18 protein-coding genes are annotated in these 15722 nt (G+C 60.3%); 8 read left to right on the forward strand and 10 right to left on the reverse strand.

What is annotated here, in order from left to right; genetic code table 11:
* The 3 genes from M7F93_RS08395 to def form a co-directional block, all read right to left on the reverse strand.
* Nucleotides 1-462: transcription antitermination factor NusB (locus M7F93_RS08395; protein WP_298171873.1), on the reverse strand; the 462-nt coding region annotated here is incomplete at its 3' end.
* A 44-nt stretch (nucleotides 463-506) separates the two neighbouring features.
* Nucleotides 507-1448 (reverse strand): methionyl-tRNA formyltransferase, encoded by a 942-nt coding sequence (fmt, locus tag M7F93_RS08400; RefSeq protein WP_298171876.1) that lies wholly within the window; start codon nucleotides 1446-1448, stop codon nucleotides 507-509.
* Complete coding sequence (def, locus tag M7F93_RS08405; protein WP_298171879.1) at nucleotides 1441-1944, reverse strand: peptide deformylase; 504 nt, start codon at nucleotides 1942-1944, stop codon at nucleotides 1441-1443. The genes fmt and def overlap by 8 nt, the downstream gene beginning before the upstream one ends.
* An 82-nt stretch (nucleotides 1945-2026) precedes the next feature.
* On the opposite strand from def, the gene M7F93_RS08410 reads away from it, so the two are divergent.
* From M7F93_RS08410 to minE, 8 genes are read left to right on the forward strand one after another with little or no spacing between them, the layout of a single operon-like run.
* Nucleotides 2027-3118, forward strand: coding sequence for a LysM peptidoglycan-binding domain-containing protein (locus M7F93_RS08410; protein ID WP_298171881.1), 1092 nt, complete (start codon nucleotides 2027-2029; stop codon nucleotides 3116-3118).
* The gene (dprA, locus tag M7F93_RS08415; RefSeq protein ID WP_298171884.1) at nucleotides 3115-4212 is read left to right on the forward strand and encodes a DNA-processing protein DprA; all 1098 of its coding nucleotides are present in this window, start codon (nucleotides 3115-3117) and stop codon (nucleotides 4210-4212) included. The genes M7F93_RS08410 and dprA overlap by 4 nt, the downstream gene beginning before the upstream one ends.
* A 9-nt stretch (nucleotides 4213-4221) precedes the next feature.
* Nucleotides 4222-4659 carry a Smg family protein gene (locus M7F93_RS08420; protein ID WP_298171888.1) on the forward strand — a complete coding sequence of 146 codons (438 nt, stop codon included), beginning with the start codon at nucleotides 4222-4224 and terminating at the stop codon, nucleotides 4657-4659.
* A 3-nt stretch (nucleotides 4660-4662) separates the two neighbouring features.
* A complete protein-coding gene (gene topA / locus M7F93_RS08425; RefSeq protein WP_298171892.1) occupies nucleotides 4663-7149 on the forward strand; it encodes a type I DNA topoisomerase in 2487 nt (828 codons plus the stop codon).
* On the forward strand, nucleotides 7146-7472 hold the full coding sequence (gene fdxA, locus M7F93_RS08430) for a ferredoxin FdxA (protein ID WP_298171895.1): 327 nt from the start codon (nucleotides 7146-7148) through the stop codon (nucleotides 7470-7472). Before topA ends, fdxA begins: the two co-directional genes overlap by 4 nt.
* Before the next feature lie 29 nt (nucleotides 7473-7501).
* A complete protein-coding gene (gene minC, locus M7F93_RS08435; protein WP_298171898.1) occupies nucleotides 7502-8233 on the forward strand; it encodes a septum site-determining protein MinC in 732 nt (243 codons plus the stop codon).
* Nucleotides 8234-8251: 18 nt separating this feature from the next.
* Complete coding sequence (gene minD, locus M7F93_RS08440) at nucleotides 8252-9061, forward strand: septum site-determining protein MinD (RefSeq protein ID WP_298171901.1); 810 nt, start codon at nucleotides 8252-8254, stop codon at nucleotides 9059-9061.
* A 1-nt stretch (nucleotide 9062) separates the two neighbouring features.
* A complete protein-coding gene (gene minE, locus M7F93_RS08445) occupies nucleotides 9063-9314 on the forward strand; it encodes a cell division topological specificity factor MinE (protein WP_298171904.1) in 252 nt (83 codons plus the stop codon).
* Between the two features lie 66 nt (nucleotides 9315-9380).
* Here the strand turns inward: minE and M7F93_RS08450 are convergent, their stop codons facing one another.
* Genes M7F93_RS08450 through M7F93_RS08480 form a run of 7 tightly spaced genes read right to left on the reverse strand, consistent with a single transcriptional unit; the run spans nucleotide 9381 to nucleotide 15497 of the window.
* Complete coding sequence (locus tag M7F93_RS08450) at nucleotides 9381-10376, reverse strand: tetratricopeptide repeat protein (protein WP_298171907.1); 996 nt, start codon at nucleotides 10374-10376, stop codon at nucleotides 9381-9383.
* A complete protein-coding gene (locus M7F93_RS08455) occupies nucleotides 10373-11197 on the reverse strand; it encodes an ExeA family protein (RefSeq protein WP_298171910.1) in 825 nt (274 codons plus the stop codon). Before M7F93_RS08455 ends, M7F93_RS08450 begins: the two co-directional genes overlap by 4 nt.
* Nucleotides 11197-12921 carry a pilus (MSHA type) biogenesis protein MshL gene (mshL, locus tag M7F93_RS08460; protein ID WP_298171913.1) on the reverse strand — a complete coding sequence of 575 codons (1725 nt, stop codon included), beginning with the start codon at nucleotides 12919-12921 and terminating at the stop codon, nucleotides 11197-11199. The genes M7F93_RS08455 and mshL overlap by 1 nt, the downstream gene beginning before the upstream one ends.
* Nucleotides 12922-12923: 2 nt before the next feature.
* Nucleotides 12924-13226 (reverse strand): hypothetical protein, encoded by a 303-nt coding sequence (locus M7F93_RS08465; protein WP_298171916.1) that lies wholly within the window; start codon nucleotides 13224-13226, stop codon nucleotides 12924-12926.
* Entirely contained in the window at nucleotides 13223-13948 is a 726-nt protein-coding gene (gspM, locus tag M7F93_RS08470) for a type II secretion system protein GspM (protein WP_298171918.1), read from the reverse strand. The genes M7F93_RS08465 and gspM overlap by 4 nt, the downstream gene beginning before the upstream one ends.
* Entirely contained in the window at nucleotides 13945-14589 is a 645-nt protein-coding gene (locus M7F93_RS08475; protein WP_298171921.1) for a hypothetical protein, read from the reverse strand. The genes gspM and M7F93_RS08475 overlap by 4 nt, the downstream gene beginning before the upstream one ends.
* Nucleotides 14586-15497, reverse strand: coding sequence for a type IV pilus biogenesis protein PilM (locus M7F93_RS08480; protein ID WP_298171923.1), 912 nt, complete (start codon nucleotides 15495-15497; stop codon nucleotides 14586-14588). The genes M7F93_RS08475 and M7F93_RS08480 overlap by 4 nt, the downstream gene beginning before the upstream one ends.
* Nucleotides 15498-15722 lie beyond the last annotated feature (225 nt).

The following is a 15722-nucleotide window of genomic DNA, read 5'->3' on the forward strand; positions in this document are numbered from 1 at the left end:
GGCGGGCCAGTCTTGGGGATAGGCAGCGCGCAAGCGCGCCGCCAGCCAGGCCGGATGCCCGAGATCACGATCGACCAGTGCCACCTCCAACGCCTCCCGCTCGCGCAGATAACGGCGCAGAACGGCATTGATCAGACCGCGCGCCCAGGGCTTTTTCAAGGCCTCCGTCATCCCAACCCAATCATTGACTATGGCGAAAGCGGGCCGTTGCCCATGGCGTAACTCAAAAAGAGCCAGACTGAGCAGGAAACGTAAATCGGTATCTTCCTCGCGCCAGTCTTTGCGCAGCAATTTGGCGGCCAGGGCCTGCACGGGCAAGTACTCGCGCAATGTGCCCAGAACCAGCCATTGCAAGGTCGCACGATCGCTACCCGTCAACAGCACCGGCAGCAGGGCGGCATCCACCGTCTGCCCGCTATCCACGCCCCGCAATACGCCGATAGATGTCTTGCGTATCGCCACACCCGAGGTGCTTCTCCCCCGCTCAGTCTCTGGCCGCGCTTCCCTCATCCCAGCGTTTCACCGACTCGCGGGCGGTAACCGCGGGCGAAGTCACCGCCACTGAGCACCCCCTTGCCTGCGGGTTGCACCGCCAGCAACTGCAATTGATCCTCGCCACAAGTCACCACCACCCCGTCTTTTTCCACGGCAGTGATGGTGCCGGGCGCCTGATCGCCCCCGACGGCCAGCACCCGCGTCTGCCAGACCCGCAACCCGTTGTCGCGAAAAAGGGTATGGGCAACAGGGCTGGGGTTGAAAGCCCGTACCAGACGCTCCAGCGTCGCCGCGGGCAGCCGCCAGTCGAGCAGTGCCTCTTCTTTCTTCAGCTTGCGGGCATAAGTCACCAGCGCGGGATCCTGGGGCACGGGCTTGAGCCGATTCGCCCAGAGCCCGTCCAGCGCCTGACGCAAGGCAGCGCTGCCCAATCGCGCCAAACGGTCATGGAGGCTGGCCGCCGTGTCATCGGGCGCAATGGGCACGCGCTCCGCCCACAGCACCGGACCGGAGTCGAGCCCGGCTTCCATCTGCATGATGGCAACACCGCTTTCTTTGTCGCCCGCCGCGATGGCCCGGGCGATAGGCGCCGCGCCGCGCCAGGCGGGCAGGAGACTAGCGTGAACATTGATGGCGCCGCGCGTCGGCAGGTCAAGAATCGCCTGCGGTAAAATCTGCCCATAGGCCACAACAATCAGTAAATCCGGCGTCAGGCTGCGGAGCAGGTCCAGGGCCTCGCCCGTCTTGCAGGATTCCGGCTGAAAAATAGGAATGCCTGCGACCAAAGCCTCCTGCTTCACCGGGCTGGTCTGCAACGCCCGTCCCCGGCCCGCCGGGCGATCCGGCTGAGTAAATATCCCGACGATTTCTTCCGGACCTTGCAGTAATTCGGCCAGAATGAGGCGCGCGAACTCCGGCGTCCCGGCAAAAACAATACGCTGTTTGCTAGTCACCGAGTCGCGCCCTTTTGTCCGCCTTACGACGAATCAGATTTTGCTTGAGGCGGGACAGATGATCGACAAAAAGGGTACCGTTAAGGTGGTCGATCTCATGTTGCAGGCAAACCGCCAGCAGCCCATCGGCCTCCAGTTCAACGGTCTTGCCCTGCACCGTGGTCGCGCGCACCGTCACTTTTTCGGCGCGCCGCACCGTCTCCAGCACGCCGGGTACTGACAGACAGCCTTCCTTCATCTCTTCTTCACCTGTGCTCGCAATAATTTCCGGATTCACCAAGGTCAGCAGATCATTGCGATTTTCTGAAACATCCACGACAATCAGGCGGTGGCCAGCGGCCACTTGCGGCGCAGCCAAGCCGATACCGGGTGCATCGTACATGGTTTCCGCCATATCGTCGGCCAGTTGCTGCATCTGTTTGTCCACCCGGACTATGGGTTGGGCCATGCCCTTGAGGCGGGTATCGGGAAACTCGAGTATCTTCAAGAGAGGCATTTCGTCACCAATTATTACCATCCGGCAAAAATCGTATCTTGAACTAATACTATTCCCTGCGGAAGTCCAGCGGAGATCATTCATGCAGAAGCACATCTGGCGCAACACCCTATTTTGTCTCGGCCTCAGCGCCATGGCCCCGGTAATGGCGCAGGCTGCACCGTCCGGCATACAACTACGCAGTGAACAAAGTTACACCGTCAAATCCGGAGATACCCTCTGGGGAATTGCCGCACATTTTTTGCGGCATCCCTGGCAATGGCCGCAGATCTGGCATAAGAATCCCTACATCCATAATCCCAACCTCATTTATCCCGGTGATCGCATCGTACTCAGCCACGGAGCCAACGGACAGCCGGAACTTCGTGTAGAAAGGTCTTATGGTTCTAACACAGAAGGTTCTTCGGTCGTCGAACTTCATCCACAAATGACGGTAGAGCCCTTGCCCACCGTGGCTACCGGCGAGGTGATGCCCTTCCTCGGCACGCCGGGAGTTATCGCCAGCAAAAAAGCTTATGATGCATTACCTTATCTGGCGGCCAGTGCCAGCAGCAGCCAGATCGCCTACACCGTGGGCGACAAGCTGTATGCTTCCGGTCTGGAACGGGTCCCGGTGGGTACCCGCTATGGTATCGTCGCGCTTGGGCCGGAACTGCACCGTCCCGGCGTCGAGAAGCCACTCGGTTATGCGCTCTACGACCTGGGCAGCATCATCGTACGCAGTAACAGTTCCCACGCTGCCGTCGAGATCGCCAATGCCCGCAGGGAAATCTCGCTGGGTGATCGCCTGATCCCCGAAACGAGCGCCAAGGTTCCTCGTTATTTCCCCAGCGCCCCCGCCCACCCGGTAAGCGCTCAGATCATCGCCAAAATGAGTGACTACCCGGAACTCCTGGTGGGTCAGGTCGTGATCGTGGATAAAGGCCGGGAAGCCGGTTTGAGCGATGGTAATCTGCTGCGGATTGAAAGAACCAGGGAAGATACGAAAAATGCCGTGACCGGCAAGCCCTTCGCTCTGCCGCCTCAGAAAGTGGGCGAAGTGATGGTGTTCCGGGTATTTCCCACCGTCTCCTACGCAGTGATTACCACGGCAATGCGTGGCATCCTGGTGGGTGACAAGCTGGCCAGCCCGGGTCCTGTAACAGCCAGCGACAGCTCCGCAGGAAACGGGTGACAGACCGGGCTTGGCTCGCCCTCAGCCGTATCCCCGGCCTCGGTCCGCTTCGCCAGCGTGCCCTGCTCGACCGCTTTGGTGCGGTAGATCGCTGCTTTCAAACCGGGGCCGGGGCCTTGCAGGACCTCGGCCTGCAAACGGGACAAATCGCTGCCTTGCAGAAGGCACCCGAGGACCTTCTCACGCCTGCAGACCGACGCTGGCTGGAAAGTCCCGACACCGACCTCTGCCGCTGGACCGACGCCGATTATCCCCCTCTGCTGCGCCATATCCCCGACCCGCCCCTGCTGCTCTATTTACGCGGACAGCGCGCCTGCCTGAGCCAGGCCATGCTGGCTATCGTTGGCAGCCGCAGTGCCACGGCTACCGGAATCGCCAGCGCCGAAGCCTTTGCCAAAAACCTGGGTGAAGCGGGACTTATCATCTGTAGCGGCCTGGCCCTCGGCATTGATGCCGCCGCCCATCGCGGCGCCCTCCACAGCGGCACCGTCGCCGTGCTTGGTACCGGTGCCGACCTTATTTACCCGCGCAGCCATCTGCAACTCGCCCGTCAGATTACTGAACAGGGCCTTATCCTCAGTGAACAGCCGCCCGATACCGGTCCGCGCAGCGGCCTATTCCCCCGCCGCAACCGCATCATCAGCGGCCTCAGTCTCGGCGTACTGGTGGTCGAAGCTGCTGAAGGTAGCGGTTCGCTGATTACCGCACGGCTGGCAATGGAGCAGGGCCGCGAAGTTTTTGCCATCCCCGGCTCCATCCACTCACCGTTGTCGCGCGGCCCGCACCGTCTCATCCGCGACGGCGCCAAACTGGTCGAGAGCGCCGAAGACGTGCTCAGCGAACTCGGCCCCCTGTACGCCGTGCTGCGCAACAGCCAGACAACGGCACCCGCAGCAGACTGGCAGCCAGAAGATTCCATGCAGGCTAAAGTTTGGGACGCCCTGGATTTCGACCCCCTCGCCCCGGAACAGATCGCCAGCCGCTGCGGATTGACGCTGACCGAGCTTTCGGCCATCCTCTTGAACATGGAATTACAAGGTTACCTCGCGGCCTGTCCCGGCGGCCGTTTCTGTCGCCTCCCACCTGCTTCCTAAGGCCAAGGTATGGAAGACGTCATAGACATCATTAGTTATTTGCTCGATCATCTCGACGACGAAGACGACGACATGCTCGAAGACCGTTTGCGCGCCGTCGGCTTTCCGGACGACGATATTCAGCGCGCCCTCGACTGGATGGAAGGCTTCGCGGTAGAAGAGCAAGAGGACACCAGCCCCCGCTCACTGCGCGCCTACCATCCCCATGAACAGCAAAATCTGTCTGTGGCCGCCCGCGGGCAACTCCATGACTGGGAGCGGCTTGGCGTCATCAACGGCGCCATGCGTGAACGCATTATTGATCGCTTGCTCGCCCTTGGTCTGGACGACACCGATCTGGAAACCCTCGACTGGGTGACCTTTATGGTGATGGCCAACGATCCCGGCCCGGAGGCCTTCTGGGTCGACACCTTACTGGGCGCCGACGGCGCACGGATTCTCCACTGACCCATGGCCCATCAGCTCGTTATCGTTGAATCACCGGCTAAAGCCAAAACCATCCAGAAATATTTGGGGGATGACTTTCAGGTGCTCGCCTCCTACGGCCATGTGCGCGATTTGCAGCCCAAAGAGGGTGCCGTAGATACCGAACACGATTTCGCCATGCGCTACGCCGCTATTGAACGCAACGAGCGCCATGTGGACGCCATCGCCAAGGCCCTGCGCGGCGCCGAAAGGCTTTGGCTCGCTACCGACCCGGATCGCGAGGGCGAGGCTATCTCCTGGCATCTGGTGGAACTGCTGCGCGAGCGTCATCTGCTCGGCAACAAGCCCGCACAACGCGTCGTCTTCCACGAAATCACCAAAAAAGCCGTGCAAGAGGCCATTGCCAACCCCCGCGAAATCGCCATGGATCTGGTCAACGCCCAGCAAGCGCGCCGCGCCCTCGATTATCTGGTGGGCTTCAACCTGTCGCCACTGCTCTGGCGCAAGGTGCGTCCGGGCCTCTCGGCGGGCCGGGTACAAAGTGCCGCCCTGCGCCTGATCTGTGAGCGCGAAAATGAAATAGAAGCCTTTGTCAGCCGCGAATACTGGACCATCGCCAGTCGCCTGCAGCAGGCCGGTAGCGATTTCAGCGCACGCCTGACCCACTGGCAGGATAAAAAACTCGAACAATTCGACGTTACGGAAAGTGATCAGGCCGCCGCGATCCGCAGCGACATGGAAGACGATCTCAGCCGTCAACCGCTACGGGTCCGGGAAGTGGAGCGCAAGAGCCGGCAGCGCCAGCCTGCCGCGCCCTTCACCACGTCTACCCTGCAGCAGGAGGCCTCGCGCAAGCTCGGCTTTAACGCCAGTCGGACCATGCGCGTCGCCCAGCAACTCTACGAAGGCATCAATATCGGCAACGAAACCGTGGGCCTCATCAGCTACATGCGTACCGATGCCGTCAACCTCGCCGAAGAGGCCATCGCTTCTATCCGCGACTTTATCGACGGTCACTACGGCAGCGAATTCGTCCCCGAAACTCCGCGGCGCTACAAGACCAAGACCAAAAACGCCCAGGAAGCCCACGAAGCCATCCGCCCCACGGACATCGCCCGCACCCCGGAGGCCTTGCAGGGCGTGCTCGAACGCGACCTCTGGCGCCTTTATGATCTGATCTGGAAGCGCAGTATCGCCTGCCAGATGGCGCCCGCGCGTATGGACCTGGTCGCTGTCGATATGGACGCTGGCACCCACTGGACCCTGCGTGCCAACGGCTCCACCGTCACCTTTCCCGGCTTCATGGCCGTCTATCAGGAAGGCAAAGATGACGGTGACGAGGACGAAGGCAACCGCATTCTGCCGCCCCTCAATACCGGCGATGAACCGCAGGTGCTCGGCATTGACCCCGAGCAGCACTTTACCGAACCACCCCCCCGTTACAGCGATGCCACCCTGGTCAAAACCCTGGAAGCCCATGGCATTGGTCGTCCATCCACCTATGCCAGTATCATTCAGACCCTGCAAAATCGTGAATACGTCGCCGTCGAGCAGCGCCGCTTCCGCCCCACCGATCTCGGACGCGTAGTTAGCCGTTTCCTGACCAAGCATTTCGAGCGCTATGTGGATTATGGCTTCACCGCCAGCATGGAAGACGAATTGGACGCCATTTCCCGGGGTGAGAAGCAGTGGCAGCCGGTGCTCGGCGCGTTCTGGGGACCCTTTCGTGTACTCCTCGACGAAAAGGCCAACGTCAGCCGCACCGAAGCCACCAGTGAAGCACTGGACGAAGCCTGTCCACAATGCGGCAAACCCTTATTTCTGCGCCTCGGCCGACATGGCCGTTTTGTGGCCTGTTCCGGCTACCCCGAATGCAATTATACCCGTCCGGTGGATGGTCCCCGCGAACCCGCCGAGCCTGTAGGCCGCGACTGCCCGGATTGCGGCAAGCCGCTGGTCTACAAAACCGGACGCTATGGCCGATTCATCTCCTGCAGCGGCTATCCCGAATGCAAGCATATTGAGCCACTAACCCAGCCCAAATCATCGGGAGTCACTTGTCCCCAGTGCGGTGAGGGTGAACTCGTCGAAAAACGCAGCCGCTATGGCAAAATCTTTTACTCCTGCAACACTTACCCCAAATGCAATTATGCGGTTTGGGGGCCCCCGGTAGCGCGTGCCTGTCCTCGTTGCGCCTGGCCGATAATGATCGAAAAAAGCGGCAAGCGCCTCGGTGAACAGCTCGCCTGCCCCCAGAGCGAATGCGCCTTCCATTTCCCGGCAAACGCCAGCGACACGGAAATCGCCGCAATGCTACCTGACTACACCCCGCCGCCGCCCCGCGAAAAGCGCGCACCTCCCGCCAAAAAAGCGGCAGCGAAAAAACCAGCCAAAGCCAAGACCCCGGCGGCAAAGAAAAGCACCTCGTCCAAAAATACGACCTCACCAGCCAGCGAACCGGCCACGCCTGCACCACGGAAGCGCTCTGTAAAGAACGTCACCGACTCATGACCTATGTCGTTACCGAAAATTGCATCCAGTGTAAATATACCGACTGTGCCGAAGTCTGTCCGGTCGAGTGCTTTCATGAAGGGCCGAATTTCCTCGCCATTGATCCCGACGAGTGTATCGACTGCGCCGCCTGCGTCCCCGAGTGTCCTGCCGACGCTATTTTCGCCGACGACGAGGTCCCTGCTGACCAGCGCGACTTCACCGCCATCAATGCCGAACTCAGCAAAGACTGGCCGATCATCCTCCGCAAAAAGGCACCACTGCCCGACGCCGAAACCTGGAACGGTAAGCGTGACAAGCGCCCTTTGCTGCGGCGCTCATGAAGCGCGCACGCCGATGTTTCACGTGAAACATGGCTAATCCCCGCTCCCCCAGCACGGAATCCAGCGCACCACTTCGCGTGTCCGGAGGCGTTTTCACGCTCTCCATCCTCCACTTGGAAAGCAACGATCCCCACCAATTGGCGCAGCGTATTGCCGAAGAGCATCAACGCCACCCCGCCGCTGCCGATTTCCATCATCATGCCCCAGTGGTCCTGGATCTGAGTGCCATACCCGAAGAAGCGCCCCTGGCACTCGCCGAGATGCTGAACGTATTGCGTGCCGCTCACTGGTTTCCCGTTGGTTTGCGCAATGCCGCTCCCCGCCATCAAGCTTTGGCGCAAGATTTGAACCTTCCTGTTTTGCGGGGCCAGGATCGTAACACCACCCCACAGCCAGAAACACCTTCTCCCGCGCAATCCGTCCCAACACGTCCGGGTGGCCTGACTATAGATCACCCGATCCGCAGCGGCCAACGCAGTTATGCCCGTGACGGCGATCTCGTCTGTCTGGCCGCCGTCAATGCCGGTGCCGAAGTCATCGCCGACGGCAACATCCATGTGTACGGCCCCTTGCGTGGTCGTGCTCTGGCCGGCGTCAAAGGGCAGGACGGTGCGCGGATTTTTTGCATGGGCCTGGAGGCAGAACTGGTCTCTGTCGCAGGCCTGTATCGCACCCTCGAAACTGATCATCCCCTCTGGGGCAAAGCGGCACAGATTTACAGCCGCGACGAGCAATTGCATATTATGGCTTTAAACATATAAGTCTTGGAGAAAAGAACCGTGGCCAAAATCATTGTCATCACTTCCGGAAAGGGTGGGGTCGGCAAAACCACCACCAGTGCCGCCTTTGCCAGCGGCCTCGCCCTGCGCGGCCATCGCACCGTCGTTATCGACTTCGACGTAGGGCTGCGCAATCTCGATCTGATCATGGGCTGCGAGCGACGGGTCGTGTACGATCTCATCAATGTCATCCAGGGCGAGGCCAAACTGCAGCAGGCGCTCATCAAGGATAAGCGCTGTGAGAATCTCTACGTGCTGCCCACTTCCCAAACCCGCGACAAAGATGCCCTGACCACCGCCGGGGTAACGGCGGTCATGGATGAACTGCGCAAGGAATTCGATTACATCGTCTGCGATTCACCGGCGGGGATCGAGTCGGGTGCCCTCATGGCGCTCTACCATGCCGACGAGGCTATTGTGGTCACCAACCCGGAAGTCTCTTCCGTGCGCGACTCCGACCGCATTCTCGGCATTCTCGCGGCCCGCTCCCGGCGCGCGGAGCAGGGCGAAGAACCGGTGAAGGAACATCTGCTGCTGACCCGTTACTCCCCCAAACGAGTGGAGGATGGGGAAATGCTTTCGCTGGAAGATGTGAAGGAGCTGCTACGCACCCCCCTGCTGGGGGTGATCCCCGAATCCGAGGTCATCCTCCAGGCCTCCAATCAGGGCATACCCGCCATTCACATGGAAAACAGCGACGTGGCTGAGGCCTATAAGGATGTCGTCGCCCGCTTCCTCGGCGAGGAGCGTCCCTTGCGCTTTATTCAGCCTGCCAAGGCGGGGTTTTTCAAACGACTCTTTGGAGGCTGACATGTCTTTGCTCGATTATATCCTCGGCTCCCGCAAAAAGAGCGCCAATGTCGCCAAGGATCGCCTGAAACTGATTCTCGCCCACGAGCGCGATGCCGATGGCCCCGACTTCCTGCCCGCATTGCAGGAGGAACTTCTGGCGGTGATTGCCAAATACATCCCTGTGGACAAAGAAAATATCAAGGTCAGCATGGAGCGGCGCGGAGATTATGAGGTGCTGGAACTGAACATCCTGTTCCCTGATCAGCACTGAGCACCGGAGAAGATCGACACCATCACCGCCAAAGGCTCCGGCAAGATCAGGAAGAAGCCTGGTGGTTTAATGCAATGCGGCTAATAATGCGCGCAGATAGTCGGCCAGGGGACTGGCGGGTTGAACGCTGGCCAGCGCCTCTTCCAGGTAGGGGCGTGCGGCGTCGTTGCCGGCCAATGCCAGAGTGATGCCCATCCCGGTTTTCCAGCGCAGACTATCAGGAGCGAGGGTCAGCGCGTGAGCATAGGCGTCCTCGGCTAGGTGCAAGTCGCCCTGTTGCTGGGCCAGCGTGCCCAGCATGCCGAAATAATCAGGGCTATCGGCAGGCGCAGGCTGCAGGTTGCGCAATAAGGACAGGGCTTGTCCCGGCTGTTGTTGGGCTGCCAGCAACCGGGCTTCAAGTAGTGTTAATGGTATATCATGGGGCGCTCTGCGGAGGCTTTCGTGCAGCAATTCCAGGGCTTTTGCCGTCTCTCCGCGCTGCCACAGACCTTCTGCCAGTCGCAATTTCTCGTCTTCCCAGGCGCTGCCACCAGGAATGGAGCCAGACTGGACGGCTTGATGCCGGGGATGGGTAAACGGGATCCCCGCACCGGAAAATGCCTTGGCAGGTTGGGCATGCCGCTGCGGAGCGGATCGTTCCGGACCCTGCGCAGAGCGGTTCTGGTCCGTGCGGGAAGGGGCGGAAGAGGCGTGCAACAGGGTGCTTTGGGGCATCTTGACGGAGCTTGTTGCCATGCCCTGTGGGGATGGCGGAGAGTTGCTCAGAGCTGGAGCAATCGCCTGATTGTCAGGTGCGGCGGAGGTCAGTTCCGCCGCTACCGGCGCAGGCACGGCCCTGACCGAGAGCTTCCGCGCGGCGGTTTCATAGGAAGTGGGTAAATAACACCACCAGAAAACCGCGCTGACCACCAGAAAACCACCCCCCAGCAGGATAAGCGCCCCCCAGCGTGGCAGGGATCTGGGGCGAGATGCCTGCAATGCCGCCGGGATCTCCGGCCCGGCGCTTTTGCGCGCCTGTCGGCGATCCAGATCGTTCAGCACATCGTGAATCAAGCTCATAGGCTCCACCATAATCGTCGCGCCTGAGGCGTATCTGCAAGCGCCCTCAGCACTGCACGGCGCCCCACCCGACGGTGGCCGGACCCATAAGTCGCCAACAACGCCTTGTGGGCGAGCAGATTGAGCAGCCGCGGCGTGCCCCCACTGCCACGCTGGAGCAGGCGCAAGGCGTTGGGCTGGAACAGCGGGCCGCCAGTATAGCCGGCATGGCGCAGCCGATGCTCCAGATAGGCGCCGCTTTCGTCGCGGCTAAGGGGCAGAAGCTGATGATGAAAGCCAATTCGCTGGCGCAATTGTCGTAATTGGGGTTGCTGCAGGCGGGCATCCAGTTCCGGCTGGCCAAATAAAATGATTTGTATCAATTTGCGTTTTTCGGTTTCGAGGTTGGAGAGTAGGCGAATGCTTTCCAGTGCGGTATCCGATAGGGTTTGAGCCTCATCCACCAGCAGCACCACGCGATGTCCATCGCTTGCCGCCTGCAACAGGCTGCGGTGAATGGCTTCCAGCGGCTCCTGGGTGGCCTCTAATTCCAGTCCGCTCAGATCAGCGGCGATGGCACGAAGCAGGCTCGTCGGTGATTGTTGGGGGTTGAGTACGTAGGCGGTGCGAAAGCGTGCATCCATGCGGTTGAGCAGGGTACGGCACAGGGTGGTTTTGCCGGTCCCGACCTCGCCCGTGATTTTGACGAAACCTTCGCCATTATCCAGGGCGAAGTGCAGCAAAGAGAGGGCGGCGCGGCGATTCTCATCGGCGAAAAAGAACCCCGTGTCCGGGGTGAGGCCGAACGGATATTCGCGCAGACCAAAGAACTCGAGGTACATCAGTGGGCTGCTTCCATCTGTCGCGCCGGGAGCACTGCGGTGTTGAAATCCAGATCGTGCTCCGACAGTTCTTTGCGGGCTTGGTGGATTTGCTGCTGCCAAACGCCGCGCTTATCCACCACAATGGGCTTGATGAGCACCACCAGTTCACTTTTGATGGCTGTTTGTTGCGTACTCTTAAAGAGATAGCCTAAATAAGGGATGTCCTGCAGCAGCGGAATACCCGAATGGGTATTGTGTTCGTCGGTTTTCATCAGACCGCCAATGACGATGACCTGCCCGCTTGCGGCGCGTACCACCGTATCGACTTCACGCACGGAAGAACTGGCCAGAGGCAGAACGTAACTTTGATTGCCAACCGTAAACGCCTGGGCCTGGGTAGTGACACTGGTAACCGATGGATGTACGTAAAGGGTCACCATACCGTCCCCGCTGATGGCTGGTGTGACATCCAGGGCGACCCCGGAAAACAGCGGGGAAAGCACGGGTGTTGCCTGATTGATGACGGTACTGCCAATGACGCCGGAACTGATTCCGGCATTGGTTTGCACATTGGTCACATAGATGTTGTCCGTGCCAACCTTGATGACGGCCGTCTGGTTGTTCAGCGTGGCCACCCGTGGGCTGGAGAGCACCTTGACCTTGCCCTGGGTACCGAGAGCCTCCAGGATGGCGTTGAAGCCCTTGCCGCCGCTGATGACCGCGTTGAAAACGCCGCCAAAGGGTTGCACCGCATTCATGGCGGGCAACAGGCCCGGTGCCAATTGGCCCAGATTGGGGGTGGTCCCGCCACTGGTGATGGTGCCCTGGGTGGGGGCATAACCATTGGTATTGAAGCTGCCATTGGAATTGATGGGCGCGAGCTGATTGATCTGGGCGTTACCCATCACCGTGCTCCAGTTGATTCCCGCCTGAAAGCCGCTGGAGAGCTGGACCTCCAGAATCTTGGCCTCCAGAATCACCTGCCGTTCCAGGCCATTGGTGAGATGATGCAAAAACGCCTGTACCTCACGCTGACGGTCCGGCATGGCGCGCACCACTATCACCCCGGACAGGGGGCTGACGATGACCTTGCCTTCTTTACCGGCAACCATCTCCAGCAAGGGTTCCAGAGTTTTCCAGAAGTCGGAACTGCTATTGGTTTTTACTTCTGCCGAGGGCTTGCTCTGGCCGAAGGCCTGGCCTTGTCCAACAGCGCCACCACTGCCATTATTTCCGGAGTTGCCGTTTAGTTCGGTACCGGCGACCGTCAGTTGCGATTTGGCGCGGCGGGCGATGTCCAGATAATTCACCCGATAGATGCGGGTTTCCGGTTCGGGGGGGTAAATTACGATCTGCCGGCCCTGAACCTCGTACTGATAGCCGTAAGCCGCGCGAATCGCCCGCAAGGCATCTTCCAGGGTGACATGATGCAGATTGAGGGTAAGGCTGCCGCCGACTTTCGGAGAAAGGATGACATTCTGGCCTGAGCTCATCCCCAACCCCATGAACACCTCGCGGGCAGGTGCATTCTGAACCACCAGATCAAAGCGTTTCTGCAGTGGCGACGGGCGACGCGGAATCAAGCTGTCCACTGGCGGCAAGAGCTCCTGTTGCACGGTCGGCGGGGGCGGTTTTATCGCCGGTTTTGCCGCTGGCAGCATGGCGCTTGCGGGATTATCGGGCACCGTTTGGCAACCCGCCAGCCAGATACAGCTCATCAATATTGCCCACTGTTTGCGCATGATTATTTCTCTTCACTCGGGTTGGTAGAACCGCCGATGACCAGACGCAGCCTTTTGGATCCCGCTCCCAGTATCACCCAACCGGCACCCACGGCGATCAGGCGATAGGGTCCGATTTGATCCCCCAAGGCCATCAGGCGACCATTGAGAATGGCCACCGGTATCCGTCCTCCGGTCAGGGTACTATCGAGGATCAATGATGCGGAGGACGTACCACCGGGCTCGTTGCGGTAATCATCGGGACGGGTCGGGTTGGGGGCTGTCTGCATCCGGGCAGCCAGAAGCAGGCCGAAAAGCGCACTCATGAACCACCCGCCGAAGCCGTGGGCCGGTCTCGAAGGACATTCTGAAGTTGATCTGCCGTCAACGTAGTACCTTGTCCGGGCACTTCCCGGCCACTCCAGGCGATGGCATAGGTCCGCACGTCAATTTGCAATTCGGCCTTCGGGTATTGTATCACGGTGTAAGTCCAGGCACCCCATTGTAAACGCCAGGGTCCCTGCTGCACACTTTGCAGATAGGCGAGAAGACTGTCGAAATCACCCCGCAGGGTGAGGGAAACCCCACTTTGATACAGGCGCGGGCCAGTGCTTGCGCTTTTGTCCTGGGGCCGGGGATAAACCTGAAAGGGTGCCAAAGTATGAAAGCGTACACAGCGCACCCCAGGGCGCTCTGTCAACAAGGCGCGCAACCAGCGATCCAGTTCATCCTGGCGGGGATAGCGCTGGCCAACATGGTGCAGTTCCTTATCCAGGGTGGCGACCATCTGGCGCTGGGCATCCAGGCGCGACTGCGCCTGCAGGGGTGCGTTACGCAATAATGCCTGAATTTCGCTTTCCATAGCGGTCGCGTGGATTTGCCCGGTCTGCCATTGTTGTTTTTTGTCTTGCAGACCACTTTGCAGGGGTGCGAGCAACAACTGATAAAAACCCATGAACAGCACCGCAAGGGCGGCTGCCAACACCAGCACGCGTTCGCGCAGACTGAGTGTGTCGAAACGCTGGAACCAGTGCCGGAGTGCGTTCATGGCAGCTCCGGGGAGCGGGCGGTGGCGGTAATGCGGAAATCCAGCAGCGCGCGTGATGGAACACTGCTGTCGGAGGCAGTGATCCTGCTGCTGGCGGTGATACCGGCCAAGGCCAGACCGGCGAGTACCGGCTGGGCATGGAGCCGTTCCACGTAGAACGGAATGGTGGCGGGCCGCAGGGTACGTCCCTCCAAAACCAAGCCGCCGGGGGCGCCGGTCATGTGCGTCAGCCAGATACCGGGAACGATACCGCGACCGAGGGCGGTGAGTACTTTTTCCGGATTCCGGCTGGCCACATGCAGCGAGAGCAGTTGCAACAGGAAGCGCCGTTCCCCGATTTCAGCCTCCAGCGTCTGCCGCCGGGCCTCCCAGACGGACTGGGCGCCGGGACCATAACGCGCGATGAGTTGGTCCCGCTGTGCCCGCAGATCAGTCAGGTGTCGCGCCTGGGCAGCCAGTAGCTGTGCCTGTTCCTGATTGGCCTGTTGCCAGTACAGGGCTAACCCGGTGAGCACCAGCAGCAGAACGCCGATAAAAATCAGGCTGAAGCGCGCCGAGAAGGGCACTTGCCGCGATACAAAGCGATCACTGTAGAGGTTGACGCGGGCCGGATCGGCGGCAGGAATGATGCGCAGGCTCATGGTGTCGGAAGTTCCGCGGCGAAAGCCTGTGCCAGAAGGCAGCGCATGTCACCCTGAGGAAGAATTTCCTGCACATGTCGACAGCGTCGTCCGAGTTGTTCCGTCAACACTTCAGGCAGTGACGCCGGGGCTCCGAGCAGATAGAGGACGCTGGGCGGCGGACGGCGGAAGCGATTTTCGTAAAAATCCATGGTGCGCTGTATCTCCAGGGCCAGGCCCTCGCTGGCGGCGCGGCGGTCCGCTCGCTCGGCTGCGTCGGAAAAGTGCGCGGAACCCACGGGGAGTGGCCGACCGAAACGGTACCCGCCACCCTGCACCAGGGTCAGGTGACAACTTTGCGTTTCCATCAGCAATAGCCCGACGCCGCCCGCCTCTTCGGGCAGGAGCCAGCACAAATCGCGCAGGGCGAGGTCGATAATGCCGACATAAAAAGGTTGCAGGCCAACACCGCGCAACAGGTCTATCCGCTCCTGAACCACGCTCTCGCGCACCGCAACGGCGAAAATCTGGCGCCCTTCAGTGTCGGGCACGGGAATGGCGTCCAGCACCGCCTCCTGCACCGGAAAATCCAGCAAATCCGCGAGCTGCCAGCGCAGGGCGGCGAGCATCTCCGTCGCGGGCACCTTGGGAGCATCCACGACTTGCAGGTTGTAGTCCCCCCGGAGCAGATAGGTGGCCGCCGGGCTTCCGCTCAGATCCTGTGCCTGTACGCTGCGGCGTAACGATTCCAGGAGTCGTTCCCGGTAGCGGGTGGACAGCGGATCGATGTCCTGAGCCATAATCAACTCCGCCTCGCCATTATGCACACGGACCAGGCAATAACCGTCGCGGCGTAACTCCAGCACCACCGGAGGCCGTTGCCGCCAGTGCCGCAGAATATCCCGCAGGTCGGCATCCCAGAGTTTCATGTCGTTACACCCATGGCGGGAGTATTAGCCGAAAGCGGCAGAGATTGCCAGACGGTCATGGGTTTTCGAGCCAATAGTTGAGGGTGGCAGTGCTATTGCTATTGCTTCCATTCCCGCCCCCAACAATTCCAGAGCATTGTTGAGAACAATTGCGATCTATACATCTAAGAAGCGGGTGACAGACATTCAAAAAATAACACACGAGTAATTGACGGTAGCAATGCC

This window comes from Acidithiobacillus sp. (assembly GCF_027322205.1).
In the GTDB taxonomy this organism is placed as follows: Bacteria; Pseudomonadota; Gammaproteobacteria; order Acidithiobacillales; family Acidithiobacillaceae; genus Acidithiobacillus.

What these genes read in the sequence shown, in the direction of transcription:
- def (WP_298171879.1), bottom strand. Translation starts at nt 1,944, where the DNA reads ATGCCTCTCTTGAAGATACTCGAGTTTCCCGATACCCGCCTCAAGGGC.
- M7F93_RS08410 (WP_298171881.1), top strand. Translation starts at nt 2,027, where the DNA reads ATGCAGAAGCACATCTGGCGCAACACCCTATTTTGTCTCGGCCTCAGC.
- M7F93_RS08420 (WP_298171888.1), top strand. Translation starts at nt 4,222, where the DNA reads ATGGAAGACGTCATAGACATCATTAGTTATTTGCTCGATCATCTCGAC.
- topA (WP_298171892.1), top strand. Translation starts at nt 4,663, where the DNA reads ATGGCCCATCAGCTCGTTATCGTTGAATCACCGGCTAAAGCCAAAACC.
- fdxA (WP_298171895.1), top strand. Translation starts at nt 7,146, where the DNA reads ATGACCTATGTCGTTACCGAAAATTGCATCCAGTGTAAATATACCGAC.
- minC (WP_298171898.1), top strand. Translation starts at nt 7,502, where the DNA reads ATGGCTAATCCCCGCTCCCCCAGCACGGAATCCAGCGCACCACTTCGC.
- minE (WP_298171904.1), top strand. Translation starts at nt 9,063, where the DNA reads ATGTCTTTGCTCGATTATATCCTCGGCTCCCGCAAAAAGAGCGCCAAT.
- M7F93_RS08450 (WP_298171907.1), bottom strand. Translation starts at nt 10,376, where the DNA reads ATGAGCTTGATTCACGATGTGCTGAACGATCTGGATCGCCGACAGGCG.
- M7F93_RS08455 (WP_298171910.1), bottom strand. Translation starts at nt 11,197, where the DNA reads ATGTACCTCGAGTTCTTTGGTCTGCGCGAATATCCGTTCGGCCTCACC.
- mshL (WP_298171913.1), bottom strand. Translation starts at nt 12,921, where the DNA reads ATGCGCAAACAGTGGGCAATATTGATGAGCTGTATCTGGCTGGCGGGT.
- M7F93_RS08465 (WP_298171916.1), bottom strand. Translation starts at nt 13,226, where the DNA reads ATGAGTGCGCTTTTCGGCCTGCTTCTGGCTGCCCGGATGCAGACAGCC.
- gspM (WP_298171918.1), bottom strand. Translation starts at nt 13,948, where the DNA reads ATGAACGCACTCCGGCACTGGTTCCAGCGTTTCGACACACTCAGTCTG.
- M7F93_RS08475 (WP_298171921.1), bottom strand. Translation starts at nt 14,589, where the DNA reads ATGAGCCTGCGCATCATTCCTGCCGCCGATCCGGCCCGCGTCAACCTC.
- M7F93_RS08480 (WP_298171923.1), bottom strand. Translation starts at nt 15,497, where the DNA reads ATGAAACTCTGGGATGCCGACCTGCGGGATATTCTGCGGCACTGGCGG.